Origin of the sequence: Pseudorhodoplanes sp. (genome assembly GCA_032027085.1) — a bacterium.
Lineage (GTDB): Bacteria > Pseudomonadota > Alphaproteobacteria > Rhizobiales > Xanthobacteraceae > Pseudorhodoplanes.
Window position 1 is genome coordinate 3,582,890 of record JAVSMS010000001.1, and the last position, 26,369, is coordinate 3,609,258.

The following is a 26,369-nucleotide window of genomic DNA, read 5'->3' on the forward strand; positions in this document are numbered from 1 at the left end:
TCCGTTCAAAAGAGTTGCACCGGCAGCAATTCCGACTTGACCAGCCACATGACCGTGGTGAGCGTCAGCACCGAGATGACGGTTCCGATCAGCACCGAGCTGGAGGCCGGCTCGACCCAGCAGTCATATTGCCGCGCCAGAATGAAGACATTGAGCGCCGGCGGCAACGCCGCCATCAGCACCGCCGTGTAGATCCAAGTCTGCGGAAACGGTCCGAGCAGCGAAAGAAGAAGCAACACGATGACCGGATGCACCGTCAGCTTGACCAGCACGATCACGGGCACTTCCCAGGACATGCGCTGCAACGGTCGCAGCGCCACCGTCACGCCGAGCACGAACAGTGCGCAGGGCGCCGCTGCATTCTGAAGAAACTGCATGAGGCGATCGAGCGCCACCGGCGGCTCGAAATGCAGCGCCGCCGAGACGACACCCAAAGCCGTGGCAACGATGAAAGGATGCAGGACGATGCGCTTCACGACCAGCAGCGCGTTTTCGCCAAGACTCTTCTTGTCGGTGCCGGCCAGCGCCATCAGGAACGGCACCAGCGAAAACAGCAGGATACTGTCGAAACAGAAAATCAGCGCCACCGGCGCGGCGGCCTGCGGCCCGAGTGTCGACAGCGCCAATCCGGGACCCATATAGCCGATATTGCCATAGCCGCCCGCCAGTCCGGCGATGGTCGCATTCTCCAGCCGGTCGCGCGCCAGCAGGCTGATCGCAAAAGCAATGCCGAAAGCCGCCGTCGTCCCCAGCGAGGTGGCCACCACATAGGAAATGCGGGTCAGCTCTTCGAGCGGCGTCTTGGCGACGATCCGGTAGAACAGGCAGGGCAAGGCCACGTAGATGATGAAGAAATTCATCCAGGCGAGGCCGGTATCGGGAATGCGCTGGAGCTTGCCGCAGGCAAAGCCGAGGAAGATCAGCCCGAAATAGGGCAGCGCGAGATTGAGGACGTCGATCATCGAATCCCGTCACCGGCGGGCTGGCAGGGTCCGTTTGCTATCGGCCCCGTCCCTTGCGGTCAATCGCGGGCTGCAAGTCAGGCTTGGCGGGCGTCTCCACATGCTCTAAACGGCCCGGGCAGGCCCCTCCCACGACGTCCCAAATACCGCCCATGAAACTCCCCCGCCAGTTCTACAAACCGCTTGCCGTCGGTGCCCCTGCCCCGTTGCGGGACCTGCCCGTGCGGCTCGAGCGCATGATCCATTTCGTGCCGCCGCATCTTGAGAAGATCCGGGCCAAGGTGCCGCAACTGGTCAAGGAGGTCGACGTCGTCCTCGGCAATCTGGAAGACGCGATCCCGGCCGATGCCAAGGATGCCGCGCGCAAGGGATTCATCGAGATGGCGGGTGCGACCGATTTCGGCGCCACCGGTTTGTGGACGCGCATCAACGCGCTGAATTCGCCCTGGATGCTGGACGACGTGACCGAGATCATCGCGACGGTCGGCAACAAGCTCGATGTCATCATGGTGCCGAAGGTCGATGGCGAATGGGACATCCACTATCTCGACCAGTTGCTCGCGCAGCTTGAAGCCAGACACGGTGTGACAAAGCCGATCCTGCTGCACGCAATTCTGGAAACCGCGGAAGGCGTGAAGAATGTCGAGGCGATTGCTGCCGCGTCTCCGCGCATGCAGGGCATCAGCCTCGGTCCGGCCGATCTTGCAGCTTCACGCGCCATGAAGACGACGCGGGTCGGCGGCGGCCATCCCGACTACAAGGTTCTCGCCGATGCCGACGGCGACAAGCCGCGCGCGGCGTACCAGCAGGACCTGTGGCACTATACCCTCGGCAAAATGGTCGATGCCTGTGCCGCCGCCGGTATCAAGCCCTTTTATGGCCCGTTCGGGGATTTTGCCGACCCGGCCGCCTGCGAGGCTCAGTTCCGCAACGCCTTCCTGATGGGCTGCGCCGGCGCCTGGTCGCTGCATCCCACCCAGGTCGAGATCGCAAAGCGCGTCTTCTCACCCGATCCCGGCGAGGTCGCCTTTGCCCGCAAAATCCTCGACGCAATGCCGGACGGCACCGGAGCGGTCATGATTGACGGCAAGATGCAGGACGACGCGACCTGGAAACAGGCCAAGGTGGTGGTCGATCTCGCCCGTCTGGTTGCCGCCAAGGACCCCGCCATGGCCGCTGTCTACGGGCTCTGAACGCTGGTCCTGCCACAATTTTCAGGTATGTAGGCGTTCTCATGCCAAAGATCGTGCACACTAAAGCTGGCAACCACACGGACCTGAAAGCGCGGGTCGCCAAATACAAGATCGGACAGGTGGTCAAACACCGGATCTTTCCGTTCCGCGGCGTCGTGTTCGACATCGACCCCGTCTTCAACAACACCGAGGAATGGTGGCAGTCGATTCCGGAAGAGGTCCGTCCGGACAAGGACCAGCCCTTCTATCATCTGTTCGCGGAAAACGCGGAAACCGAATACGTCGCCTACGTCTCGGAGCAGAATTTGCTGCCGGACACGTCGAGCGAACCGATCCGCCATCCGCAGGTCGCTGAAGAATTCGTCAGGGATGCGAAAGGCGGCTATCGTCCGCGCGATTTCATCATCAACTGATCGAGTTGCAGCTATTCAAAACAAAAAAAGCGCGCTTCTCAGCGCGCTTTTTTATTTGTGGAGGGCGAGGCTTATTGCGGCTTCGCGCCGGGCGCCTGGCTCTGCGCCGGCTGCTGCTGTTGCAGCTTCTGCCGTGCTTCGTTGGCACGACGCTGCAATTCGTCCTGCAGCTTCTTCTGCTGCTCCTCGAACACCTTCGGGTCGGTGGGCGGGCCGTCATAGGCTTTCGCGAAATCCGCAAGCGGCAGGTTCAGGCTGATCGGCTGCCCATTGGAATTGATCGCCTGCACCGCAAGCTGCTGGCCCTTCTTCAGCCGGTTGATCAGGTCGGCACTGGCTTCATAGTCGGCCATGCAGCCATTGGTGAAGCAGATGACGTAAGGTCCCTGCGCCGGCTGGCCCTGGTCGACAATGATGCGGGTGCCGTGCACGATCTGCATCCCGAGCGGCAAAGTGACGCGCAACACCTTCTTCGGGTCGCCTTCCGGCTCAATCAGCACGGCCGCGACGACGGGCATGCCGGATTCAAGCCGAGCATCCTTGCCCGTAAAGCAGACCTGCTTGGCATTGGCTTCCTGGCCCTTCAGGCAGAACTTGGTCCAGGGCGAATAAATGAGCTGCGGCTGCTCGGCCTGCGCCTGTCCCTGCTGCGCTGCCGGTTTTTGTCCCTGGGCGGCAGGTTTCTGGGCCGCCGGCTTCTGGGCCGGGGCAGGCTTCGCGGGCTGCTGCTGCGCGAAAACCGATCCCGATGCGAGCAGCGCCATCAACGAAGCCGCTGTAAGCGTAGCGAGCGTCCTTGCAGCCGGCCGGGCCGGTGCGGACGCAATCCGATAGGTCATGTCGTACTGTTCCTCTCTCTCGCCGTGATGACGGCGGCAGGCCGATGGCCGTTCCGGGTGTCTCCTCGCCAAAAGCGGCGACAGCGTGACGGTCGGGCACCGTCTGTTAGCCGAATTTGCGGGGCGGATAAAGACATAGAGGTAAATGATGGTGATAACGCGGCTCCCGCCGCCCGGACCTTGGTCGCATCGGCGTCGGGGCCGGGGTTAGGATGTATGGTCCTGGTTGACCCCGAATCACCGCGTATCCGCCGTGCCCCAGTTCTCTGCCCCACGTCGCCTGCCCGGCCGCCTCTGGCGGATGGCGCTCGGCTGCGTCGTCGTGCTGGCGGGCCTGCAGGCGAATCTAGCCCTGGCCGGCCCCTCCCATGCCATCGCCATGCATGGCGAACCGGCATGGCCGAAGGATTTTGCGAGGCTTCCCTATGCCGACCCGCAAGCGCCGAAGGCCGGGCGGCTGGTGCAGGGCGTGCTCGGCACCTTCGATACGCTCAACCCCTTCGTCGTGCGCGGGCTCGCCGCGCAATCCATCCGCGGCTATGTGATCGAAAGCCTGATGGCACGCGGCTACGACGAGCCTTTCACGCTGTATGGACTGCTCGCCCAAAGCGTGGAGACCGACGACGAGCGAACCTTTGTCAGCTTCACGCTCAATCCGGCAGCGCGTTTTTCCGACGGCAAACCGGTCACCGCGGAGGATGTCGTCTTTTCATGGCAATTGCTGCGCGACAAGGGACGACCCAATCACCGCACCTATTATGCGAAGGTGAAAAACGCCGAGATCACCGCCGAACGCACCGTCCGCTTCGACCTCACCGGCAGCAACGACCGCGAGTTGCCGCTGATCCTCGGACTGATGCCGGTTCTGCCCAGACACGCAATCAATCCGGACACGTTCGAAGAAACCACCTTTGAGCCGCCGCTCGGCAGCGGACCTTATATCGTCAAGGACGTGCAGCCGGGTCGCAGCCTGCTTTTCGTCCGCAATCCGGATTATTGGGGGAAGGATCTTCCGATCAATCGCGGCTTCTGGAATTTCGACCAGATCCGTTTCGACTATTATCGCGACGACAACGCATATTTTGAAGCCTTCAAGAAAGGTCTTTACGATGTGCGCGCCGAGCTCGATCCCAGCCGCTGGCAGACTGGCTACGATTTTCCCGCCAGGCGTTCGGGACGCGTGATCAAGGATTCTTTCCCGACCGGTTTGCCCAAGGGACTGTCCGCTTTCGTCTTCAACACCCGCCGGCCGGTTTTCGCCGACAGCCGGGTGCGTGAAGCGATCGCCACCTTGTTTGACTTTGACTGGGTAAACCAGAATTTTTTCTTCGGTCTGTATGCGCGCAGCGCCAGCTATTTCGAGGGATCAGAATTGTCCTCGGTCGGCCGCCCCGCCGACGAACGCGAGCGTAAACTGCTTGCACCGTTTCCCGGCGCCGTACGTCCCGACATCATGAACGGCACCTGGCGTCCCGAAGCGAGCGATGGATCGGGACGTGATCGCGACAATCTGAAGAAGGCACTCGCATTGTTCGCCGCCGCCGGCTTTGATTTGAAGAACGGCGTCTTGCGCAATCAAAAGACCGGCCAGCCCCTCTCATTCGAATTTCTGGTCACCAGCAAGGATCAGGAGCGTCTCGCTCTGGCATTCAGCCGCGACCTCAAACGCGCCGGCATTTCCGTGCGGGTGCGCGTGGTCGACGCGGTCCAATACGATCGCCGGCGCCTGACCTACGATTACGACATGATCCAGAATCGCTGGGATCAATCGCTGTCGCCCGGCAATGAGCAGCACTTCTACTGGAGCTCCGAAGCGGCCGGCGTCGACGGCACGCGCAATTACATGGGCGCGCGCAGTCCCGCGGTTGACGCCATGATCGCGGCGCTTCTGCGCGCGCGTGGCCGCGAGGAATTCGTATCCGCTGTTCGGGCGCTCGACCGCGCGCTGATTTCAGGCTTTTATGTCGTGCCGCTGTTCCATCTGCCAGAACAATGGGTGGCGCGCTGGTCACATATCGAACATCCAAAGACGACATCGCTTTTCGGCTATTTGCCGGAAACCTGGTGGCGCAAGCCGGAAACGCAGTGAACCGTCGATGATCCTGGGCGACGCACCTGCAGACCAATCGAGCGCGCTCTCCGGCGCGGTGACCACGCTCGACGACATGTTCCGTCGCGCGATGATGCGTCATCCGGATTTGCCGGCGCTGGTCGATCCGCAAAATCGCGGAAGCTTCACCGACGGCCCGGCGCGCAGCATGACCTACACGCAGGCCGATGCCATGATCTCGGCGATCGCCTTGCGTTTGCGCCGCCTCGGACTGTCGACCGACAGCGTCATTGGCATCCAGCTTCCCAACACCATCGAAAATATCCTGACCATTCTCGGCGTGTTGCGCGCCGGCATGATCGCGGCGCCGCTGCCGCTGTTGTGGCGTCAGGCTGACTGCATCGCCGCCCTGTCGCGCGTCGGCGTGAAGGCGCTGATCACCTGCGGCCGCATCGGCAATGCCGATCATGGCCGGCTGGCCATGGACGTGGCGGCCGAGATTTTCCCCATCCGCTATGTCTGCGGCTATGGCGCGGAAACCGCCGACGGCATCATCCCGTTCGACGATCTGTTCGAGCAGACCGAGGTCCCCTACACCGCCGCCGCCGCGCCGGAGCGCAACGGCCACGCCGCCGACCATCTCGCGCTGATCACATGGGAAGTCACGCCAAAAGGATTGGCGCCGGTTGCGCGCAGCCACCGTGAGCTCATTGCGGCTGGACTCGCGGTGATCCTGGAAAGCCCGCTGGCCGAGAGCAGCGCCATTCTTTCGTCCATGATGCCGACGTCGTTTTGTGGATTCACGGTGGCGTTGATGCCGTGGCTCCTGAACGGCGGCACGCTTGTGCTGCATCATCCCTGCGATTTCGCGATCATGTCGGCGCAGTTGGCCCGGCATCATTGCGCCCTCGCCATCCTTCCCGGCTCGGTGATACCGCGTCTGGCGGAAGCGGGCGTGTTGTCCGAGGACCACGGGTTGCAGAGCTTGCTGGCGGTCTGGCGATCCCCCGAGCGCATTGGGACCGCGGCACCCTGGCGCAAATCCGACATGGCCCTGACCGATGTGCTGGCCTTCGGCGAGACGGCATTGCTGGCCGTTCGCCGTGACGCGGACGGCAGGCCGGGGCCAATCGGGCATGGCCCGATCATGGTGCCGCGCGATGCGCCGAACGCCGTGCAGATTGCGGAAATTTCAGTGACGGCAAAAAGCACCCTCGCCATCCGCGGGCCGATGGTGCCGCGCGCGGCCTTCCCGCCCGGCGCCGAGCGCAGCAATGGGCCCTGCCTGGAGATCGGCGCCGACGGCTATGTCGATACCGGCTATCCCTGCCGCTTCGACGGCGCGGCGTGGTCCACAATCATCAATGGCCCCCCGGCCGGCATTGTGAGCGTTGGCGGCTACCGCTTTGTGATGCGCGACTTGCAGAATCTCGTGGCTCGCGCCGGACCGATGAATACTCTCGCCGCCCTGCCGGATACCTTCGCCAGTCATCGTCTCGCCGGGAGCGCCGAGGATCGCGCCGGAATGCGCGAAGCTTTGGTCAATTACGGCGCCAATCCCCTGATCGTGCGCGCGTTCCGGGAGCGGTCCGACCGGGCCAATACAGGTTAGCTCCGAATTCTTGCTCCGAATTGACCGGCCATTAAGCACGCAGGGCGAAGATATGCGTGACTTCAACACGCCCGTACAATTCCATGTCCCTGCAAGGTCCGCTTGTCATCGTCGCCGAGGATGCTCCTACGGGGCTCGCGGACAGGCTTGGGTCGGACGGCGCCTTTCCGGTGGTCTGGACGCGGGCAGACCAGACCGCCGATGCCGTCGCGGCGGCACAGCCGTCCGCCATTCTACTTGCCGATACGGAAGCCGCGGGCAATGAGCGGGTTGCGCTGCTTCTTACGGAAACCATTACCGCGCGCATGCCAATCGTTCCGGTCATCGCTTGCGCGAGCGTGGACCAGGAAATTCCGTATCGCGAAGCGTTACCGCTGCCGGCCGACGCCTCTGCCGACATGATTTCGACGCGCATTTCATCTGCTCTGCGCGTGCGTGAATTGCACGCGGCCGTGCTGCGCCGGGCCGAACTGGCCAAGGAAAAAGGGCAGGCCCTGCCCTCACAACCGACGACCGATCCGCTTGAAGACGCGTGTATCATCGTCGCCGGACGGGGGCGCGACTATCCCGGCATTGCCACTGCTGTTGCCGAGCGGGCCGGCCTGATCGGTGCCTTCAGCATTGAGATCGCCGCCCGCTATCTGAAGGCGCGCGATGCCGACGGACTGTTGATCGCCGACGGATTCAATCCCTGGAATGTCGGCGCGCTGCTGACCGTGCTGTCGGAGGACAGCCGCTTCCGCGATCTTCCGGTCGGAATATTGGGCCAGCCGGCGCCGCCGACGAGCATCGGCCTCATTCACACAATTCACGCTACCGATCCGCAGCGCCTGGTGGCACGTCTGGCGCCACTGGCACGCCTGCACGCCTTCGAAGCGCGCCTCCGCCGCCTGATGGAGTCGTTCGACAGCAATGGCGTGATCGACCCGGTCACCGGCCTGCACGTCACGGACAGCTTTCTGCAGGCGCTTGATCACGCCTTGCGCAAGGCCGAGGAGCGCGGCACGGGATTGTCGATCGCGCGCTTCGTGTTTGATGGCGGCGGGCGCATGAAGGCGGATGCGGCGCGTCTCGTCAGCAAACTGATCCGCGGCGCGGACTTTGCCTGCCAGGATGACGACGGTTCGGTGCTGGTGGTGTTCACCGCGACCGATCTGAAGGACGCCCACATCGTGGCGCGCAGGATTGCCTCCGTGCTCAAGCACACCATGCTGGCGCCCGGCTCGTCCGCCACTCCAACAGCGCCGGACGTGATCTTGGCGGCACGCAAGGCCGACGACGATATCGCAACGCTGCTTGCACGGGTCAGTGCTCCGGCGGTTGCGGCGGAATGAGCGAAGGCATAGCTTGAGGCGAACTCACGGGAGTGCGCCATGCCGGTAACCAAAGAGCCGCTGATTGTCGACGTCGTCTCGGATGTCGTCTGCCCCTGGTGCTTTATCGGCAAGAAACGGATCGAAAAAGCGCTGGCGCTGATACCGGATATTCCGGTCGAATTGCGCTTCCGGCCCTATTTTCTGAATGACTGGATTCCGCGCGAGGGCATTGCGCGCGAGGACTATCTGAGCCGCAAGTTCGGCGGCGTCGAGCGCTACAAAGGCATTGCGCAGCGTGTCGCCGCCGCGGCCGCCGAGGAAGGCCTTGTCTATGCGATGGACAAGATCAGCCGTCAGCCCAACACGCTCGACGCGCATCGCCTGATCCACTGGGCGACGCCCTTGGGCAAAGCCGCGCAAATGAAACAGCGGTTGATGGACCTCTATTTCACAGAAGGAGCCGACCTGACCGACAAGGCGGTGCTGGCGCAGGCCGCGGCCGATGTCGGGCTCGCCCGCAATGAGGTTGCGCAATGGCTCGACAGCGACAAGGACGTGGCACTGATCACGCAACAGGCCGAGGCAGCGAAAGCGGCAGGCATCGAAGGGGTACCGACTTTCATTTTCGGCAATGTGCTGGCGACATCCGGTGCGCAGGCGCCGGAATATCTTGCCGACGCCATCCAGCGCGCGGCAGCCGAGCGCGACCGACGGAATGCTGCGGCAGAGTAACTATGCGGCTTTCGCCTGCTCCGCGATGCCGACCAGCTTGCGCAGGATTGCCGCCGTCCCTGTAAGGCGTTCGTCCGGCTGTTCCCAATCGTCGAGGAAAACAACCTTCATGTCAGGGCGGATTTTTGCAACCGGCCTCTGATCGTGCACGTAGCGCACCAGACCCTCCGGGTTGGCGAAAGAGTTGTCGCGGAAAGCCAGCACCGCCCCTTTTGGACCGGTATCGATCTTCTCGACATTGGCGCGGCGGCAGAGCGCCTTGATCGCCACGATCTGCAAGAGATGCCGGACCTCCTCCGGCATCGGCCCGAAACGGTCGACAAGCTCTGCTCCGAAGGAGTCGATCTCGCGATCGTCGTCGAGATCGGCCAGTCGGCGATACAATCCGAGGCGCACCGAGAGATCGGCGACATATTCGTCGGGGATAAGCACCGGTGTGCCGATGGTGATCTGTGGCGACCATTTGTCGGCAACCGGCTCGGTGATGCCGGCCTTCAGGCTTGCCACCGCCTCTTCCAGCATCTGCTGATAGAGTTCGAATCCGACTTCCTTGATGTGGCCTGACTGCTCGTCGCCGAGGAGATTTCCGGCGCCACGAATATCGAGATCGTGCGAGGCAAGCTGGAAGCCGGCGCCCAGTGTATCGAGCGATTGCAGCACCTTCAGCCGTTGCTCGGCCTGAGCGGTGATCTTGCGTTCCGGCAACGTGAGCAGCGCATAGGCACGAACTTTTGAACGTCCCACCCGGCCGCGCAACTGATAGAGCTGCGCGAGACCGAAGCGGTCGGCGCGATGCACGATCAACGTGTTGGCAGAAGGAATGTCGAGCCCGGATTCAACGATGGTGGTGGAGAGCAGCACGTCGAACTTTGCGTCGTAGAAGGCCGACATGATGTCTTCCAGTACCGTCGGCGGCATCTGGCCGTGCGCGACCGCGACCTTGATCTCCGGCACGTTCTTTTCGAGAAATTCCTTGGCGCCGGCCAGGTCCTCGATACGCGGACAGACATAGAAGGATTGCCCGCCGCGATAGCGTTCGCGCAACAGCGCCTCGCGCACGGTGAGCGGATCGAAGGGCGACACGAAGGTGCGCACCGCAAGGCGATCCACCGGCGGCGAGGCGATGATCGAGAGATCGCGCACGCCGGTGAGTGCGAGTTGCAGCGTGCGCGGGATCGGCGTCGCGGTCAGCGTCAGCATGTGCACTTCGGCGCGAAGCTGCTTTAGCCGTTCCTTGTGGGCCACGCCGAAATGCTGCTCCTCGTCCACGACGACGAGGCCTAGATCCTTGAAATGCACGTTCTTGCCGAGCAGCGCATGCGTGCCGATCACGATATCGATCTCGCCCGCGGCCATCCCCTTGCGGGTCTCCTTCAGCTCGGCCGCGCTCACAAGGCGTGACGCCTGGCCGATCTTCACCGGAAAACCGCGGAAGCGCTCGGTGAAGGTCTTGAAATGCTGGCGCGCGAGCAATGTCGTCGGTACCACGACCGCCACCTGCTTGCCGCTCATCACCGCAACAAAGGCCGCGCGCAGCGCCACCTCGGTCTTGCCGAAGCCGACATCGCCGCAGATCAGGCGATCCATCGGCGTGCCCTTGGTGAGGTCTTCAAGGGTGGCATTGATCGCGGCAAGCTGATCCTCGGTTTCCTCATAAGGGAAGCCGGCGCAGAATTCCTCGTAGGAGCCGGTTTCGACCGTCAGCTTCGGCGCCGCATGCAGCTTGCGGGCGGCGGCAATCTTGAGCAGTTCATTCGCCATCTCGCGGATGCGGCTCTTCATCCGCGCCTTGCGCGCCTGCCACGCACCGCCGCCGAGACGGTCGAGATCGACCTGAGTTTCCTCCGCGCCGTAGCGCGAGAGCAGCTCGATATTCTCCACCGGCAGGAAGAGCTTGTCGCCGCCGGCATAATGCAGCTCGAGGCAATCGTGCGGCGCACCGGCAGCCTCAACGGTTTTCAGGCCGACAAAGCGGCCGATGCCGTGGTCGACATGCACCACAAGATCGTTGGCCGCCAGACTCGTCGCCTCGGCAATGAAATTTTCGGCGCGCCGCGAGGCGCGGCGGGAACGGACAAGGCGATCACCCAGGATGTCCTGTTCGCCGATGACAGCCGCATTGTCGGTCTCGAAACCCGTTTCGAGCCCGAGGACGGCGAGTGCAATCTGCGGCTTCGGCTGGCCCAGCGCCTCCGGCCACGATCTCACATTGATAAGATTGGGCAAACCATGGTCGCGCAGCACATGGCTCATGCGCTCGCGCGCGCCCTCGCTCCACATCGTCACGATCACACGCTTGCCGTTCGCCTGCAGCGCGTGAATGTGCCTCGTCACCGCGTCAAACACATTGGCGTTCGGCTCAGCGCGCTCGGCGGCGAAGTTGTGGCCCTGCTTGGTGCCGCAATCGACAACAGCCCCTCCGCCCTCCGGCACCGCAAACGGCGTCACGCGGACCAGCGAAAAGGCCTCGAGCTTGTCCTTCCATTCCTGTTCGGAAAAATAAAGCCGGTCCGGCGGCAAGGGTTTGTAGGGCGCACCGCCGGCGGACGCCGGCACGTCCTTGCGTGCGCCGTAATAGTCCGTGATCTGAGCGAAACGCTCATGCGCGGCTTCTTCCGCCAGCGGTTCGATCGCAACAGGCGATCCAGGCACATAATCGAACAGGGTGTCGAGCCGGTCATGAAACAGCGGCAGCCAATGCTCCATCCCGGGATAGCGGCGGCCTTCGCTGACGGCTTCGTAGAGCACGTCGCCGGGCTCGGTCGCGCCGAAGGCTGCGACATAGCCGGTGCGGAATTTGCGGATAGTCTCGGTGGTGAGCTGGAATTCTGCGACCGGCACCAGATTAAGCGCGCGCATGTCGTATTGCGTGCGCTGCGTTTCCGGGTCGAAGGCGCGGATCGTCTCCAGCGTGTCGCCAAAGAAATCGAGCCGCACCGGATCATCCATGCCGGGCGGAAACAGGTCGAGGATGCCGCCGCGCACGGCGTATTCGCCCGGCTCGCGCACGGTCGATGCGCGCAGGTAGCCGTTCAGCTCGAGCCACGCCACGACATGATCCATGCCGAGTACGTTGCCGGGCGCCGCCGACAGGGATTGCCCCGAGACCCGGTCGCGCGGCGGCACACGCTGCAAAGCGGCGTTCACAGTCGTCAGCAGGATCGAGGCTTTCTCATGCCCGCGTGTTGTGGCGAGCCGCGCCAGCGTCATCATGCGCTGCGCCATCACTGCGGCATGCGGCGAAACGCGATCATATGGCAGGCAATCCCAGGCGGGAAATTCCAGCACGGGTATGTCCGGTGCAAAGAAAGACAGCCCGCGTGCCAGTGCCGCCATGCGTGCCCCGTCGCGGCAGATGACGACCAGACTGACGCCCGCCGCGTTCGGCTTTGCCGCCACCGCCCGCGCCAGATCGGACAGGACCAGCCCCTCCGCGCCGTCGGCTACGCCGGACAGGGTCAGCGGCTTGCCAGCGCGCAACAGCTCGCCCGGGGATTTCGCCATCAGCGCAACCCGTCATTGGCGTTATGGAAAGCGCGCAGCCGCTTCATCACCGTCGTGTCGTAGATCGCCGGAATGTCGATCTCGCCGGTGACCCAGACATAGAGATCATGGTCCGGCACCTCGAGCAGGCTTTCATATTGATCCAGCTCGGCGTCCGACATTTCCCCGATATGGGCGTCGGCAAAACGTCCCATGAGCAGGTCGGCTTCCCGGATGCCCCGGTGCCAGGAGCGGAACAGAAGTCGCCGCCGGCGCGGATCCAGCCCCTCACTCGATCGCGTCGTTCCGGTCATTCGTTCCTTCTCCTGCAACGCCAAACGCCCGGACGGGCCGGGCGCGGGTTATATATGCTGCGAGTCTGCGCCTGTCAGCCGCCATGAGTGCATAAACCCCTTCCGAAGCCCGCATGCGCCCATCTTTGCTCGATCCGTTCTTTGCCGCGATCAGTTCCCTGCCTGGGGTCGGTCCCAAGGTGGAGAAGCTGTACCGCAAGCTGCTCGGGCGCGAGGAGGAGCCGCGTGTTCTCGATCTATTGTTTCATATGCCGACGGGGGCGATTGACCGCCGCGACCGGCCGAAGCTGCGCGATGTCGAGCCGGGAAAGGTGGTGACTGTCGCTGTGACGATCGACAGGCATCGCCCGGCGCCGCCGGGCCGCGCGCGTGCGCCGCATCTGGTCTATGCCAGCGACGAGACCGGCGACATCGTTCTCACCTATTTCCACGCCCGCAAGGATTACCTGGAAAAGCTCCTGCCGGTCGGCGAGACTCGCTACGTCTCCGGCACGGCGGCGCTGTATGACGGGATGCTGCAGATGGTGCATCCCGACCGCGTCGTCGATGAAAAAGGCCTCGCAGCCCTGCCGATGATCGAGCCGGTCTATCCGCTCACCGAAGGGCTCGGCGGCAACCAAATTCGCAAGGCGATGGATGGAGCGCTCGCGAAGATTCCGGCGTTGCCGGAATGGCAGGATAAGGCCTGGCTTGCGCGCAACCATTTCCCCTCCCTCAAGGACGCGTTTCATGCTCTGCATCGTCCGGCCGAACCTGGCGGCGCGTTGCCCGACAGCGCAGCCTGGAAGCGTCTCGCCTATGACGAATTCCTCGCTGGACAATTGGCGCTTGCGTTGGTGCGCGCCGATCTGAAGAAGCGATCCGGGCGGCCCAGCGCCGGCGATGGACACATTCGAAAGAAGGTTATTGCCGCCCTGCCCTATTCGCTGACGCTGTCTCAGCGCCGCGCGGTCGATGTCATTGTCGAGGATCTCGGCAAGCCAGAACGCATGTTGCGCATGCTGCAGGGCGACGTCGGCTCCGGCAAGACCGTCGTGGCGCTGCTCGCAGCGGCAGCAGTGATCGAAGCCGGGCGCCAGGCGGCGCTCATGGCGCCGACCGAAATTCTGGTGCGCCAGCACTTCAAAACCATTGCGCCGTTCGCGGAGGCCGCCAAACTGCGCATCGCCATCTTGACCGGGCGGGAAAAAGGGCGCGAGCGTGACGAGCTTCTGCAAAAGCTTGAAGAAGGCGATATCGACCTTCTGCTCGGCACGCATGCCTTGTTTCAGGACGATGTTCTTTTCCGAGATCTGGCGCTGGCGATCGTGGATGAACAGCATCGGTTCGGCGTGCATCAAAGGCTGGCGCTTGCCCGCAAGGGCAATGCGGTCGATATGCTGGTCATGACCGCGACGCCCATTCCGCGCACCCTGGTGCTGACCTATTTCGGCGATATGGATGTATCGGAGCTGCGCGAGAAGCCGGCCGGACGACAACCGATCGATACCCGCACCATCCCGCTCGACCGGCTGCCTGAGGTCATCGACGCGGTCGGACGCGCGCTGGACGAAGGCAAGCGGGTCTACTGGGTCTGCCCGCTGATCGAAGAGTCCGAGAAAAGCGATCTTGCGGCCGCCGAAGATCGTTTCGCGGTCCTGAAGCAGCGTTTCGGCGGATTGGCCGATCTGGTCCATGGCCGCATGCGCGGCGCGGACAAGGATGCCGCCATGCAACGCTTCGCAAGCGGCAAGACCCGGTTAATGGTGGCAACGACGGTGATCGAAGTGGGTGTCGACGTGCCCGAAGCCACGGTCATGGTCATCGAGCATGCCGAGCGCTTCGGCCTCGCGCAGTTGCATCAGTTGCGCGGCCGCATCGGCCGCGGCAGCGGCCATTCCACATGTCTGCTGCTTTACAAGACGCCGCTCGGTGAAACCGCGAAGGCGCGCCTCGCCATCATGCGCGAAAGCGAGGATGGCTTCCGAATTGCGGAAGAAGACCTGAAGCTGCGCGGCGAAGGCGACGTGCTCGGCACGCGCCAAAGCGGCCTGCCGGGCTTTCGCATCGCCCGCATCGAGACCCATGGGGCGCTGCTCACCGCCGCACGCGATGACGCCAATCTGATCCTCAGTCGCGATCCTAAGCTCGCGAGCGAGCGCGGGAAGACGCTGCTGCATCTCCTCTATCTTTTCGAGCGCGATGAAGCGGTGCGGCTGATCCGGGCCGGCTGACCTACGCGGTCTTGGGCGCAGGTCCGCCGAACCGGTTGTCGCCCGGCTGGCCGGGCTGGCAATACCAGTAGATCAACAGGATGGTTCCAATGATTGTGAAAGCGATCAACTGCCACCAGCCGGTCCGATCGATATCATGCAGACGCCGCGCACCCACGGCGAGTGACGGCAGAAGCGTAACGACCGACGCGATGGAATTGAGCGGCGAAATCTCGTTGCCCGGGAAAATGGCCATGTCGAGGATGGCTGTCGCGGTTCCGAGGATGAAGCAGAACAGCACCCAGTACCAGAATTCCGACCTTACGGCGCGGCCGGAGAAATTCACGTAGTTCACAAAGCCGGATTTGATCGCATCTATGAAATTCATTGGTCAAACCCCGTTGATGAAAATTCACTACGCTATTTTGCGGGCTCCTTCATCTCCTGATTGCGGATCACCTGCGCTGCGCGCGCGGCGGCAGCCATTGCCGAGAGCTTCTGCTGTTCGCCGTTGCCGTTGCTGCCCGGCTGGATCATGCCAGCGGACATGATCAACGTCGCCGCAGATTCGACTGCGATGTCGAGCTCGATAATCCGCTTACGCGGCAGATAGAAAAAGAAGCCGGTTGTCGGATTGGGCGTGCAGGGCATGAAGACCGAAACATGTTCCTCTTCCCCCGGCAAGCGCGCGGCGACATCGGCGCTCGGCGGCTGCGAAATGAAAACCAGCGACCACATGCCGGGCGACGGAAACTCGACAAGGCCGACCTTGCGAAAGCTCGTTCCCGATTTCGAGAACAGCATGGTGAAGATCTGCTTCGCTGTCTTATAGATCGGCCGTACGATCGGCATGCGGTCGATCAGATTATCGCCCAGTTGCAGCAGCGTGCGCCCGACCAGATTTGCGGTCAGGAATCCGAGCAGGGTCAACGCAAAGAACGCAATCACCAACCCTGAGCCTGGGATCTTCCAGGGCAGATAGGTTTCCGGCCGGTAGATTTCCGGGACCAGCGGGCGCACCCAATCATCGACCCAGGTCACAAAGGCCCAGATCAGCCAAGCCGTCACCGCGACGGGACCGGCAACGATCAGGCCGGTCAGGAAGTAATTGCGGACGCGCCCGCCCAGACTTGTCGGGTGTTGATCGCTTTCGATGATGTCAGGTGGTGGCGTGCTGGGAGTGTGGTGGTCGCTCATGGTCTCGTCAATTCGCGGCAAATGCCGCAGGCGGATCAATATAGCCTATCGGCTGAGACTTGCGACGGAACTATGACCGCCCGGGTTCCGCGGCCGGATTACTCAACCGTGACCGATTTGGCCAGATTGCGGGGCTGGTCGATATCTGTCCCCAGCGCCACAGCGGTGTAATAGGCAAGTAATTGCACCGGAATGGCATAGACCAGCGGGGTGACCGAAGACGGCATGTCCGGCAGGACGATGGTAGTCAGGGAGGGCATGGTCGCCTCGCGCGCCCCCTTGGCGTCGGTCAAAAGGATGATTCGGCCGCCGCGCGCCGCCACTTCCTGCATGTTGGAGACGGTCTTCTCGAACACGCCGTCATAGGGCGCGATCACGATAACCGGCATGGTTTCGTCGATCAGCGCGATCGGACCATGTTTCAATTCGCCGGCGGCGTAACCCTCGGCGTGAATGTAGGAGATTTCCTTCAGCTTGAGCGCGCCTTCGAGCGCCAATGGATAGCTCGTGCCGCGGCCAAGATAGAGCACGTCGCTGCTCTTGCCGAGATCGCGCGACAGCGTCTCGATCTGGTGTTCCAGCAGCAAGGCTTCATTCATGTGCCGCGGGATTTCGATCAGCGCACGTACCAGCTTGCGCTCATCTTCGGCCGACAGAGCGCCGCGCACGCGGCCCGCAGCGATGGCGAGGCAGGCCAGCACCGACAACTGGCAAGTGAAGGCCTTGGTCGACGCAACGCCGATCTCCGGACCGGCCAGCGTCGGCATGATCACGTCGCTGTCGCGCGCGATGGACGAGGACTGCACGTTGACGACCGACAGCACATGCTGGCCCTGCTGCTTTGCGTAACGCAGCGAGGCGAGCGTGTCGGCGGTCTCGCCCGACTGCGACACGAAGATCGAAAGGTCGCCCTTGCGCAGCGGTGCCTCGCGATAACGAAATTCGGAGGCGATATCGATCTCGACCGGGATGCGGGCGTAGCGCTCGAACCAGTATTTGGCAACGAGACCGGCGTAATAAGCGGTGCCGCAGGCGGAGATCGAGATACGCTCGAGAGATTTGAAATCGAACGGCAGCTTGCCGGGCAACACCACGCACTCGTTGGTCATATCGAGATAATGCGACAATGTATGCGCGACGACTTCCGGCTGCTCGTGGATTTCTTTCGCCATGAAATGGCGGTGATTGCCCTTGTCGACGAGGAAGGCCGAGCCTGTCGTCTTGATGAGCTGGCGATTCACCTTGCGGCCTTCGGCATCGAAAATCTCGACGCCGCCACGCCGCACCACGGCCCAGTCGCCGTCCTCCAGATAGCTGATCGTGTCGGTGAAGGGGGCGAGCGCAATCGCATCGGAGCCGAGATACATCTCGCCGTTGCCATGGCCGATGGCGAGCGGCGATCCCTTGCGCGCACCGATCAGCAGATCGTCTTCGCCGGCAAACACAAAGGCGAGAGCGAAGGCGCCGCGCAAACGCGGCAGCGCCGCCTTCACGGCCTCGACCGGCGAGCGGCCCTTCTTTATTTCTTCGGTGACGAGATGTGCGACGACCTCAGTGTCTGTCTCCGAGCCGAATGTCGCGCCGCTCTTTTCGAGCTCCTCGCGCAATTCGCGGAAATTCTCGATGATGCCGTTATGTACGACGGCGAGCCGCTCAGTCGCATGCGGATGCGCGTTGTTTTCAGTCGGCTTGCCGTGCGTCGCCCAGCGCGTGTGGCCGATACCGGCGAGGCCGGTCAGCGGCTCCTTGCCGAGCCGCGCTTCCAGGTTCTTCAGCTTGCCCTCGGCGCGGCGGCGCTCAAGATGGCCATTCTCGACGGTGGCGACGCCCGCGGAATCATACCCGCGATATTCCAACCGCTTCAGCGCATCGACCAATTGGCCGGCGACGGCCTCACGGCCCAAAATTCCGACAATTCCGCACATCGATGGCGTGCCACCCTCTCCGTTCCCCGGATCGTCCTTAAAGCCGCCCGTCTCCGGTCACGGAAATCAAAAACCGTTTCGACATGTGACAGGCGGACAATGCCGCCGCCACACTCACTAACGCTGTTCCGACGGCACCCTCTTCTTGCCTGCCGCCTTCAGCTTGCGCAAGCGCTCCGCCCAACCTTCCTTAATGGTCTGCCGCACCCTGCCCAAAGCCAGGGCATCGGCCGGCACATTGTCGGTTATCACCGAACCAGAACCGATATAGGCGCCGTCGCCGACGGTCACCGGCGCCACAAGCGCCGAATTCGACCCGACAAAAGCGCCCTTGCCGATCTCGGTCCGGTGCTTTTGTACGCCGTCATAATTGCAGAAGATGGTACCGGCGCCGATATTGGCGTTCTCGCCGACGCGACCATCGCCGATATAGGAGAGATGATTGGCCTTGGCGCCATCCTCCATCACCGCTTCCTTCAGTTCGACGAAATTGCCGATCCTGACGCCCTTGCCGATTTTCGTTCCCGGCCGCAGCCGCGCATAAGGCCCGATGGACGCGCCTGCGCCGACATGTGCGCCGGTCAGGTGCGAGAACGAATGAATGACGGCGTTGTCGTCGACCGTGACATCCGGACCGAAGACAACATACGGTTCCACCGTCACGTCGCGCCCGAATTTAGTATCGGCTGACAGGAAAACCGTGTCCGGCGCGATCATGGTGACGCCGGAATCCAGCGCCGCCTTGCGCAAACGCTGCTGCAGCACGGCCTCGGCTTCGGCAAGTTGCGCCTTGGTGTTAATGCCTCTCACATCGTCCTCCTCGACCTCGACCACGGCGGCGCTCAGTCCCATGTCCCCTGCAAGCGATACCGCGTCGGTGAGATAGAATTCCTTCTTGCGGTTGTCGTCCTTGATGCGCTCCAGGAGCGATAGCGCATGCTTGCCGGAGAAGGCCATCAACCCGCCATTGCAGAGCGTGATCTTGCGTTCTTCTTCACTCGCATCGTTATGTTCGCGAATGGCGACAAGCTTGCCGCCCTTCAACACCAGCCGCCCGTAGCCGGTCGGATCGGCAGGACGAAACCCGGTCACGGCCACAGCCGCGCCCTGCGCGATCGGCGCGCGCAGACGCGCCAGATTGTCCGCAGTGACGAGCGGGGTATCCCCGAAGATCACGAGGATATCGTCAGCTCCCTTCGCCAGCGCCTCGCGTGCGGCCAGCACTGCATGCGCGGTTCCGCGGCGCTCCCTCTGCACCGCGATCGTGGCCTCCGGCACAAGACGCCGGGCTTCGGCTGAGACGGCATCATGATCCGGACCGATGACCACCGCGGTGGCGGTCGAACCTGCTGCTTTCACGGCGGTCAGCACATTGGCCAGCAAGGTGCGGCCGCCCACCTGATGCAGCGCTTTCGGCAATGAGGACCGCATGCGCGTACCCTCGCCGGCAGCGAGGACAATGGCCAGACAGGTCCGGGATGGTTTCGTGGTTTCGGCATTCATGGGGTCCTCTTATCCGAGCAGCCGGATGTGGAAAAGCCATGACCGCCGATTCGGCTGCCGGGAAGAGATATTGCCCGCTTCCTGCTAGCATTTCCGCTGGCTGATTCGCGAAGATGCAATGCCCGAACCCAACGACCGGACCATGAGTACGGACTCCCTGGCGCGCGAGGATATCGACTTGCGCGGGCTGATCCGTCTGGCGAGCTGGGGCGCCGCAGCCGCGGTTGCCCTGTTGCTAGCGGTCTTCGCGACACGCTCCGACATCGGCAGCCGGCGCATGACGGCCATGTTCGGTCCGGCGTCAGGGGCACAGACCGCGCGGCTGCAAGCCGAACTCTCGCCGGCCGCGACCCGCACCGCCGAACTCGAATTTGAAACCCAGCAGATGGCGGTCGCTGTGCGTTCTCTTTCGGCCGACCGCGACCGCCTGCTCGCGCGTGTCACCGTGCTCGAGCGAAATCTGGACGATGTGACGGGCTCAATTTCCCGACAGGCGAAACCGACGACGGAACCGTCACCGAAGCCCGAAGCTGTCGCGCAGACGGACACGACGCAGTCCGTTCCGGGTCCGGTTGCCATCGGCCCGTCGCTCGTTGCCACGATATCTTCGCCGCTGACCATTCCCTCGCCATCGCCGCAGGTACTGGCGAGCGTCGGGCTACCCTCCATTCCGACAATTGACGACGAAGAAAATACCGCGACGCGCACCGACTTCGGCGTCGATATCGGCAACGGTCCCAATCTGAAGACCCTGCGCAACGCATGGGTGTCCATCAAGCGGAGTCATGCCGATCTGTTCGAGGGACTTTATCCGGTGGTCGCCGTCCGCGACGGCGGCAAACCCGGTTCGGTCGAATTGCGGCTGATTGTCGGGCCGCTGAGCAATGCCGCGGCTGCCGCGCGGCTCTGTGGTCGCGTGGCGAATGCCGGCATGTCATGCCAGCCGGCGATTTTCGACGGGCAGCGCCTCGCCTTGCGCTGAGCCGTCGGCTGCGGTCATAGTGCCGCCTCATGCAGAACCCGAAGACCCGTCCGCTTTTCATGCCGACGCCGCGCCAGACAAACTGGCTGATCGCCGCCGGATTGCTGTCTGTCGGCTATGCGCTCTATCTGCGATATCTGGCCATCGAACTCTCGACCGTCGGCCTTGCCTGCCAGGCCGGCTTGCAGACTTGGCTTTGCTTCACCCGCAAGGTCGTCATCGCGCTGTTTTCGAATTCGGTCTTCGGCTTTGTTGCGCTGGGCGCGGCCCTGCTCAATTTGATCCGCCCCTCGCTGGTCCTGTTCGCTATCGGGCTGGTCGCTGCCGGTTTCGGCATTGTCCTTTACAATGTCGGACTGTCGGCATTGTCCGTGGGACTTCTGATCCTCAGCCTGGCGCGGCCGCGTCCCTCGACCGGAACAGAATAACGGCAAGCGCCACGATCAAGGCGCAGAACCAGACCGACTGCCAGTTCGCGAGGGTTTCGTTGAACACAATGTAGACGGCCGACAGGACAAGCGTTGCTGCGGATACGATCTCGGCCGCGCCATGCCTGCGTCCCGGCGCAGCCGTCGTCAGCGACAGCAGCAGGAACGGAGTAACGGCCGCAGACAGCGGCGCGTAAGGGAAATCCTTGTAGCGCGGATCGAAGACAAGGCCGAGCGCGACCTGGATCGCCACCAGTGTCAGCGCAACAAGCAGCAAGCCCAGCGCGATCGCCAGCGGGCGACGCGATTCCGGTCGGAATGTCGCGAGCACGACGGCAAAAGATGGGATCGTCGTTTTTTGCATCACGGCCGCCGACGCAACCGGCGGGATGGCGGCCGCCAGCAGCACCAGCGCGACGGAGCGTATCCACCCGCCAAGCCCAAGACTCTCGATGAACATCAGTTCAGTCGCCAGGATGATGAAAATTCCAGCGACGGCGGCATTCACGGCAACGGCAAGCCAGGCGCCGATGGAGGCTGTCAAAGACCCGGTGAGGCGCAGGCGCGCGATCCCGGCTGCGGCGAAGACGAGCCCCGCCAAGAGAATTCCGGCGATGGCCTGCCGCTGCCAATGCGGATGGTTCGATACCGCGACCCCCCAGGGAAATTTCTGCTCGCGTGTCCTCGCATCGAACAGGCCCCAGTAGCCGCCGACCGTTCCCTCGAGTCGACGCTTCCAGGGCTGATCGAATGCTTCGATCACGTTGATGCGGAAATTGTCGCGCTTGGCGAGCGCGAGAACGCCCTGGATGACCAGCGCCTGATTGGCGAGCGACGGCAGCGCCCCTTCGCGCATGCGCCCGGCGCTGGGCCAGCCGGTTTCACCGATTAGGATATCCTTGTTGGGGAACGCGGCGACCATTCGCCGGCGAATGGAATCCACATGCGCCACCGCCTCATTGGCGGGAATTGGGAAGTCCTCCCAATACGGCAGGATGTGAATGGTGATGAAGTCGACTGCATCATAGATTTCGCGATGTCGAAGCCAGAACTCCCAGACATCGGCATAGGTCACCGGCATGCTCACCTGTGCCTTCACCCGGCGGATGATGCCGGCAAGATCGGTCGCGGATATTTCACCACGCAGCAAGACTTCATTGCCGACCACGACGGTCTGAATCACGTCCGGAAAACGCTTTGCCAGTGAGATGGTGGTCGCGATCTGCGCTTCATTCTTGGCCGCTATGCTCGACAGCCAAAGGCCATGAATGACCTTCATCCCGTGCTTGCGCGCGATTTCCGGAATCTGCTCGAGGCCATGCTCGATCGAATAGGTGCGCACACAGTCGGTCAGGCTTTTGAGGCGCGCCAGATCCTCATCGATCTGCCAGGCCGGAATATGCGTCCCCTCCGACAGCGGGTTTTGGTCTCCGCGAAAGGGCGCATAGGACACGCAGTGCAGCTTCTCGCCTGCAACCAGCGGCGCCGCAGGCATCGGCACGGCCATCCCTATCCACCACCAAGCTGCCCCGACAACAGCGGCAGCAGCGGCCAGAAGTCCAAGCGGGATCGTCAACGAGATAAACAAACGTTCATACATGCGAATGAAGAGCCAGGCGCCTGAAGGTAGGGAAACAGAAAGCTTCGATGCTTTAAGCACAAGTGCGGCTGCCGCTGGACAAAAGTTTGGAAGTTGGATTTCCTTTTATCCTGCAAAGCCGTGCGGCAAGGCGCCGTATTGCTGACCGATTTAGATGAGAATTTGCGTCCGCTCAGAGCTGGATTCCCTGGCCCGACCTATCGAGAAATCACACCACCATGTCCGTTCGCGTCCTGCGCCTCTTACCCGCGCTTTGTCTTGCGGGAGTACTTGCTGCGGCTGGCAGCCAGCCCGCATTCGCCCAGAGCGGCGGCGATCAAGGAGCCGCTGACAAGGCGAAACAACAGCCGAGTGGCGAGGCCAAGAAAGAGCCTTCGCAGCGCAAGGCGGACGACTTGATGGAGGTGTCCCGTCAGATTACCGGCCCGGCGGGCAATCCGGAATGCGTCTGGCTCGGCCGCCGGGTGGTGAATTTGCTCTGGCGCGACGACATGGACACCGCTTTCCGTCATCTTGATCTTTATGACCGCTTTGGATGCCCGGGCGGGCACATTCAGGCGACCTTCCGCTGCGTCGTCAGGCAGGGTTCGATCGACCCGAAAGCACCAGATACCCTGCAGGGACGGGTGAACACCTGTTGGGTCAATCCTGCGGCACCGCCGGCGCCGGCGGCTGCAGCAAATTCACCGCAATCCGGAACATCCACACAGTAAAAGAGTTGTCTGTCCGGCTGCGTGCGGCGTCATTAAAACGCCACGTCCGGATTTAAATTGTAGAGCCGCCTCGTTCGAGGTATTTTGCATCGCAGCAGGCGCCTTCCCAGGGGACGGGGTGGACGCCTTCCTCACAGCCCCGTTGGTCTAGCGTATGATGCGCCTCGCCGTTTTCGTCGTCGCGCTTGTGGCAATTGTGCATACGGCACTCTGGGCTCTCGCTGAAAAGCGGGTAGCTGCGCCCGATATCGAAGGGCCGCTCGCCAGCGTTTCTTACGCTCCGTTTGCAGGCGCGACGCATGCAGACAAGACACAAACATCTGCCGCGCAGATTCGTTCCGACTTGCGCATACTCGCTCCGATCACGCGCGCGGTGCGTACCTATTCGTCTACGCAAGGCGTCGAATTGGTGCCGACCATTGCGAATGAATTCGGATTGAAGGTGACTGCCGGCGCCTGGCTCGACAACGACGCCAAGCGCAATGAACGTGAAATTCGCTCCGTCATCGATCTGGCGCGGCGCAATTCCAACATTCATGGCATTGTCGTCGGCAACGAAACTGTGTACCGCGGCGAGACTGTTCTCATCGGCGATGAGAAACTCGACCTTACCCCTGAGGAATTGAAGAACCTTCAGGACACGGAAGCTTCGGGCGATGCGATGCGCATCAACCGCGCCAAGGAAGACATCAATGTTGCCCGCCTTATCAAGGTGATTCAGCGGGTCAAGCGCGAAACGCAGGTACCGGTGACCACCGGTGAAATCTGGAGCGTGTGGCGCGATCATCCCGAACTGGCATCGGCCGTCGATTATATCGCCGTACACATCCTCCCCTACTGGGAAGGCGTACCCGACGCGAACGCCGTCGACAAAGGCATTGGCGGCTACCAAGAGCTGCGTCGTATGTATCCCGGCAAGCGGATCGTCATTGCCGAGTTCGGTTGGCCAAGTGCGGGCTACAACCTGAAAGATGCCAATCCCGGACGCTTCCAGCAGGCCAGCATATTGCGCGATTTCGTTGCCCGCGCGGATGCGCTTGGCATCGATTACAACATTGTTGAAGCCATCGATCAGCCCTGGAAGGTGTTCGAAGGAAGCGTCGGCGCCTACTGGGGCATGTTCGATGATGCCCGCCAACAGAAATTCGCCTTCAGCGGACCGCTCACCGATCCGGATCACTGGCGGCAGATGCTGCTCTCGGTCCTCCTCGGATTGCTTCTGTCATTGCCCGTCCTTGCAATGACCGGCGCGACCTTCGGTCAGGCCGCCCTGCTTGCGGTATCCGCGCACGCGGTCGGCGCCTGGTTCGCCACAGTTTTTGGCTTTTGGAAGGGCCACTATTTTGTCCCGGGCTCCGCCTTCGCGCTTGGTCTCGGCGTCACGCTGCTCGTGCCTATGGTGATGATCGCATTTGCACGCATGGAAGAGATCGCGGCCATCGCCTTTGGCCGCAAGCCGCAACGCCTGATCGTCTCGCCACCGTTGGCACCCGAAGGTTTCGGCCCGAAAGTCTCGATTCACATTCCCGCCTACAAAGAGCCGCCGGAAATGTTGAAGGCGACGCTCAATGCGGTGGCGAGCCTCACCTATCGGCATTTCGAATGCATCGTCATCATCAACAACACGCCGGATCCGGCCTTCTGGCAGCCGATCGAGGAGCATTGCCGTGCGCTCGGCGACCGCTTCAAGTTCGTGCGTGAGGACAACTTGCAGGGGTTCAAGGCCGGCGCGCTGCGCCTGGCGCTGACGCAGACGGCGCCCGATGCCGAAATTATCGGCGTGATCGACGCTGACTATATCGTCACGCCCGACTGGCTGACCAATCTTGTTCCGGTCTTCGCCGATCCGAAGGTCGGCCTGATCCAGGCGCCGCAGGATCACCGCGACGGCGACCGCAGCGTCATGCATTACGCGATGCAGGGCGAATATGCCGGCTTCTTCGACATCGGCATGGTCCAGCGCAACGAAAAGAACGCCATCGTCGTGCACGGCACCATGTGCCTGATGCGCCGCGAGGCGTTGGCCGCCGCCGGCAACTGGTCGAGCGACACGATCTGCGAAGACACCGACCTCGGCCTAACCATGATCGAACTTGGCTGGAAGACGCATTACACCAACCGCCGCTACGGCTTCGGCCTGCTGCCCGACACGTTCGGCCAGTTCAAGACGCAGCGTCACCGTTGGGCCTATGGCGGCATGCAGATCGTCAAGAAGCACTGGCGGCGTTTTTTGCCCGGCGTATCGAGTCTCAACCGCGAGCAGAAACGCGAATTCCTGCTCGGCTGGCTGAACTGGCTGGGAGCCGAGTCGCTTGGCGTCGTCGTCGCCATCTTCAATCTGCTCTGGGTTCCGGTCGTCGCATTTGTCGGCATCGCTATCCCGGACAAGATACTCACCATTCCGATTATCGCCTCGTTCGCGGTGTCGGTGCTGCATTTCATGACGCTCTATCGCCTGCGCGTCGACATCAACAAGAAGCAGACCTTCGGCGCGGTGATTGCCGCGATGTCGGTGCAATGGACGGTGGCGCATGCGGTGTGGGACGGTCTCGTTAAGGACCACCTGCCCTTCGCGCGCACCGCGAAAGGCGGCCGCGGCCGCCTGAAGACTGACTTCCAGGCCTTCTGGGAAGCGGTGATCGGCGGACTGCTCGTTCTTGGCGCCGCGATTCTGGTCGCCACCAACGACCGGCAGGTCAGCGAAATCTACGTCTTCGCCTTCGTGCTGATGATCCAGAGCCTGCCGTTCCTGGCGGCGACGATGATCGCGGCCTTCGACGGCAACCGGGTCAACGACTTCGCCTATTGGGCCGAACTGCGCAGCCGCGCCGTCGCGCTCGGCAAACGCCGCCCGGCGCTTGCCAAGGCGATCGCTGAAGCGCCCGCGGACAAGCAGATGGAAACGATTCAGTAGC

The 26,369-nt window shown here is 62.6% G+C and carries 20 protein-coding genes; 11 read left to right on the forward strand and 9 right to left on the reverse strand.

The window, feature by feature from the left end; all coding sequences use genetic code 11:
- Window positions 1–5: 5 nt before the first annotated feature.
- Entirely contained in the window at window positions 6–962 is a 957-nt protein-coding gene (locus RO009_17325; protein ID MDT3686795.1) for an AEC family transporter, read from the reverse strand.
- Window positions 963–1,114: 152 nt separating this feature from the next.
- Between RO009_17325 and RO009_17330 the strand changes: the two genes are divergently transcribed.
- Window positions 1,115–2,155, forward strand: a complete 1,041-nt coding sequence (locus RO009_17330; protein ID MDT3686796.1) for a CoA ester lyase — start codon at window positions 1,115–1,117, stop codon at window positions 2,153–2,155.
- 41 nt (window positions 2,156–2,196) lie between these two features.
- Window positions 2,197–2,568: a heat shock protein HspQ gene (gene hspQ, locus RO009_17335; protein MDT3686797.1), complete on the forward strand. Its 372-nt coding sequence runs from the start codon at window positions 2,197–2,199 to the stop codon at window positions 2,566–2,568.
- 71 nt (window positions 2,569–2,639) lie between these two features.
- Here the strand turns inward: hspQ and RO009_17340 are convergent, their stop codons facing one another.
- Window positions 2,640–3,407 carry an invasion associated locus B family protein gene (locus tag RO009_17340; protein MDT3686798.1) on the reverse strand — a complete coding sequence of 256 codons (768 nt, stop codon included), beginning with the start codon at window positions 3,405–3,407 and terminating at the stop codon, window positions 2,640–2,642.
- A gap of 301 nt (window positions 3,408–3,708) precedes the next feature.
- Between RO009_17340 and RO009_17345 the strand changes: the two genes are divergently transcribed.
- Genes RO009_17345 through RO009_17360 form a run of 4 tightly spaced genes read left to right on the forward strand, consistent with a single transcriptional unit; the run spans window position 3,709 to window position 9,117 of the window.
- Window positions 3,709–5,496, forward strand: a complete 1,788-nt coding sequence (locus RO009_17345; GenBank protein ID MDT3686799.1) for an extracellular solute-binding protein — start codon at window positions 3,709–3,711, stop codon at window positions 5,494–5,496.
- Between the two features lie 7 nt (window positions 5,497–5,503).
- Window positions 5,504–7,069, forward strand: a complete 1,566-nt coding sequence (locus tag RO009_17350) for a class I adenylate-forming enzyme family protein (protein ID MDT3686800.1) — start codon at window positions 5,504–5,506, stop codon at window positions 7,067–7,069.
- A gap of 56 nt (window positions 7,070–7,125) precedes the next feature.
- On the forward strand, window positions 7,126–8,403 hold the full coding sequence (locus tag RO009_17355) for a GGDEF domain-containing protein (GenBank protein ID MDT3686801.1): 1,278 nt from the start codon (window positions 7,126–7,128) through the stop codon (window positions 8,401–8,403).
- Between the two features lie 39 nt (window positions 8,404–8,442).
- Window positions 8,443–9,117, forward strand: coding sequence for a DsbA family oxidoreductase (locus RO009_17360; GenBank protein ID MDT3686802.1), 675 nt, complete (start codon window positions 8,443–8,445; stop codon window positions 9,115–9,117).
- Here RO009_17360 and mfd read toward each other — a convergent pair whose 3' ends face one another.
- Both mfd and RO009_17370 read right to left on the reverse strand, forming a co-directional pair.
- A complete protein-coding gene (gene mfd / locus RO009_17365; protein MDT3686803.1) occupies window positions 9,118–12,621 on the reverse strand; it encodes a transcription-repair coupling factor in 3,504 nt (1,167 codons plus the stop codon). It lies immediately after the preceding gene.
- Window positions 12,621–12,914: a succinate dehydrogenase assembly factor 2 gene (locus RO009_17370; GenBank protein MDT3686804.1), complete on the reverse strand. Its 294-nt coding sequence runs from the start codon at window positions 12,912–12,914 to the stop codon at window positions 12,621–12,623. The genes mfd and RO009_17370 overlap by 1 nt, the downstream gene beginning before the upstream one ends.
- A gap of 113 nt (window positions 12,915–13,027) precedes the next feature.
- Here RO009_17370 and recG point away from each other — a divergent pair, with 113 nt between their 5' ends.
- Window positions 13,028–15,127 carry an ATP-dependent DNA helicase RecG gene (recG, locus tag RO009_17375; GenBank protein ID MDT3686805.1) on the forward strand — a complete coding sequence of 700 codons (2,100 nt, stop codon included), beginning with the start codon at window positions 13,028–13,030 and terminating at the stop codon, window positions 15,125–15,127.
- Window position 15,128: 1 nt separating this feature from the next.
- Here the strand turns inward: recG and RO009_17380 are convergent, their stop codons facing one another.
- The 4 genes from RO009_17380 to glmU all read right to left on the reverse strand — a co-directional run bounded on the left by RO009_17380 (window position 15,129) and on the right by glmU (window position 19,731).
- On the reverse strand, window positions 15,129–15,494 hold the full coding sequence (locus RO009_17380) for a DUF805 domain-containing protein (protein MDT3686806.1): 366 nt from the start codon (window positions 15,492–15,494) through the stop codon (window positions 15,129–15,131).
- 32 nt (window positions 15,495–15,526) lie between these two features.
- Window positions 15,527–16,303: a DUF502 domain-containing protein gene (locus RO009_17385; protein ID MDT3686807.1), complete on the reverse strand. Its 777-nt coding sequence runs from the start codon at window positions 16,301–16,303 to the stop codon at window positions 15,527–15,529.
- Window positions 16,304–16,401: 98 nt separating this feature from the next.
- Window positions 16,402–18,228, reverse strand: a complete 1,827-nt coding sequence (glmS, locus tag RO009_17390; GenBank protein MDT3686808.1) for a glutamine--fructose-6-phosphate transaminase (isomerizing) — start codon at window positions 18,226–18,228, stop codon at window positions 16,402–16,404.
- A 117-nt stretch (window positions 18,229–18,345) separates the two neighbouring features.
- Complete coding sequence (glmU, locus tag RO009_17395; protein MDT3686809.1) at window positions 18,346–19,731, reverse strand: bifunctional UDP-N-acetylglucosamine diphosphorylase/glucosamine-1-phosphate N-acetyltransferase GlmU; 1,386 nt, start codon at window positions 19,729–19,731, stop codon at window positions 18,346–18,348.
- A 142-nt stretch (window positions 19,732–19,873) separates the two neighbouring features.
- Here glmU and RO009_17400 point away from each other — a divergent pair, with 142 nt between their 5' ends.
- A complete protein-coding gene (locus tag RO009_17400) occupies window positions 19,874–20,713 on the forward strand; it encodes a hypothetical protein (protein ID MDT3686810.1) in 840 nt (279 codons plus the stop codon).
- Window positions 20,714–20,742: 29 nt separating this feature from the next.
- Complete coding sequence (locus RO009_17405) at window positions 20,743–21,141, forward strand: hypothetical protein (protein ID MDT3686811.1); 399 nt, start codon at window positions 20,743–20,745, stop codon at window positions 21,139–21,141.
- Here the strand turns inward: RO009_17405 and RO009_17410 are convergent.
- A complete protein-coding gene (locus RO009_17410; protein MDT3686812.1) occupies window positions 21,101–22,741 on the reverse strand; it encodes a beta-(1-6) glucans synthase in 1,641 nt (546 codons plus the stop codon). The two genes, RO009_17405 and RO009_17410, sit on opposite strands and share 41 nt — an antisense overlap.
- Before the next feature lie 218 nt (window positions 22,742–22,959).
- Here RO009_17410 and RO009_17415 point away from each other — a divergent pair, with 218 nt between their 5' ends.
- Complete coding sequence (locus RO009_17415; protein ID MDT3686813.1) at window positions 22,960–23,454, forward strand: beta-1-3, beta-1-6-glucan biosynthesis protein; 495 nt, start codon at window positions 22,960–22,962, stop codon at window positions 23,452–23,454.
- A 157-nt stretch (window positions 23,455–23,611) separates the two neighbouring features.
- Complete coding sequence (locus RO009_17420) at window positions 23,612–26,368, forward strand: glycosyltransferase (protein MDT3686814.1); 2,757 nt, start codon at window positions 23,612–23,614, stop codon at window positions 26,366–26,368.
- The last annotated feature ends 1 nt before the right edge of the window (window position 26,369 follow it).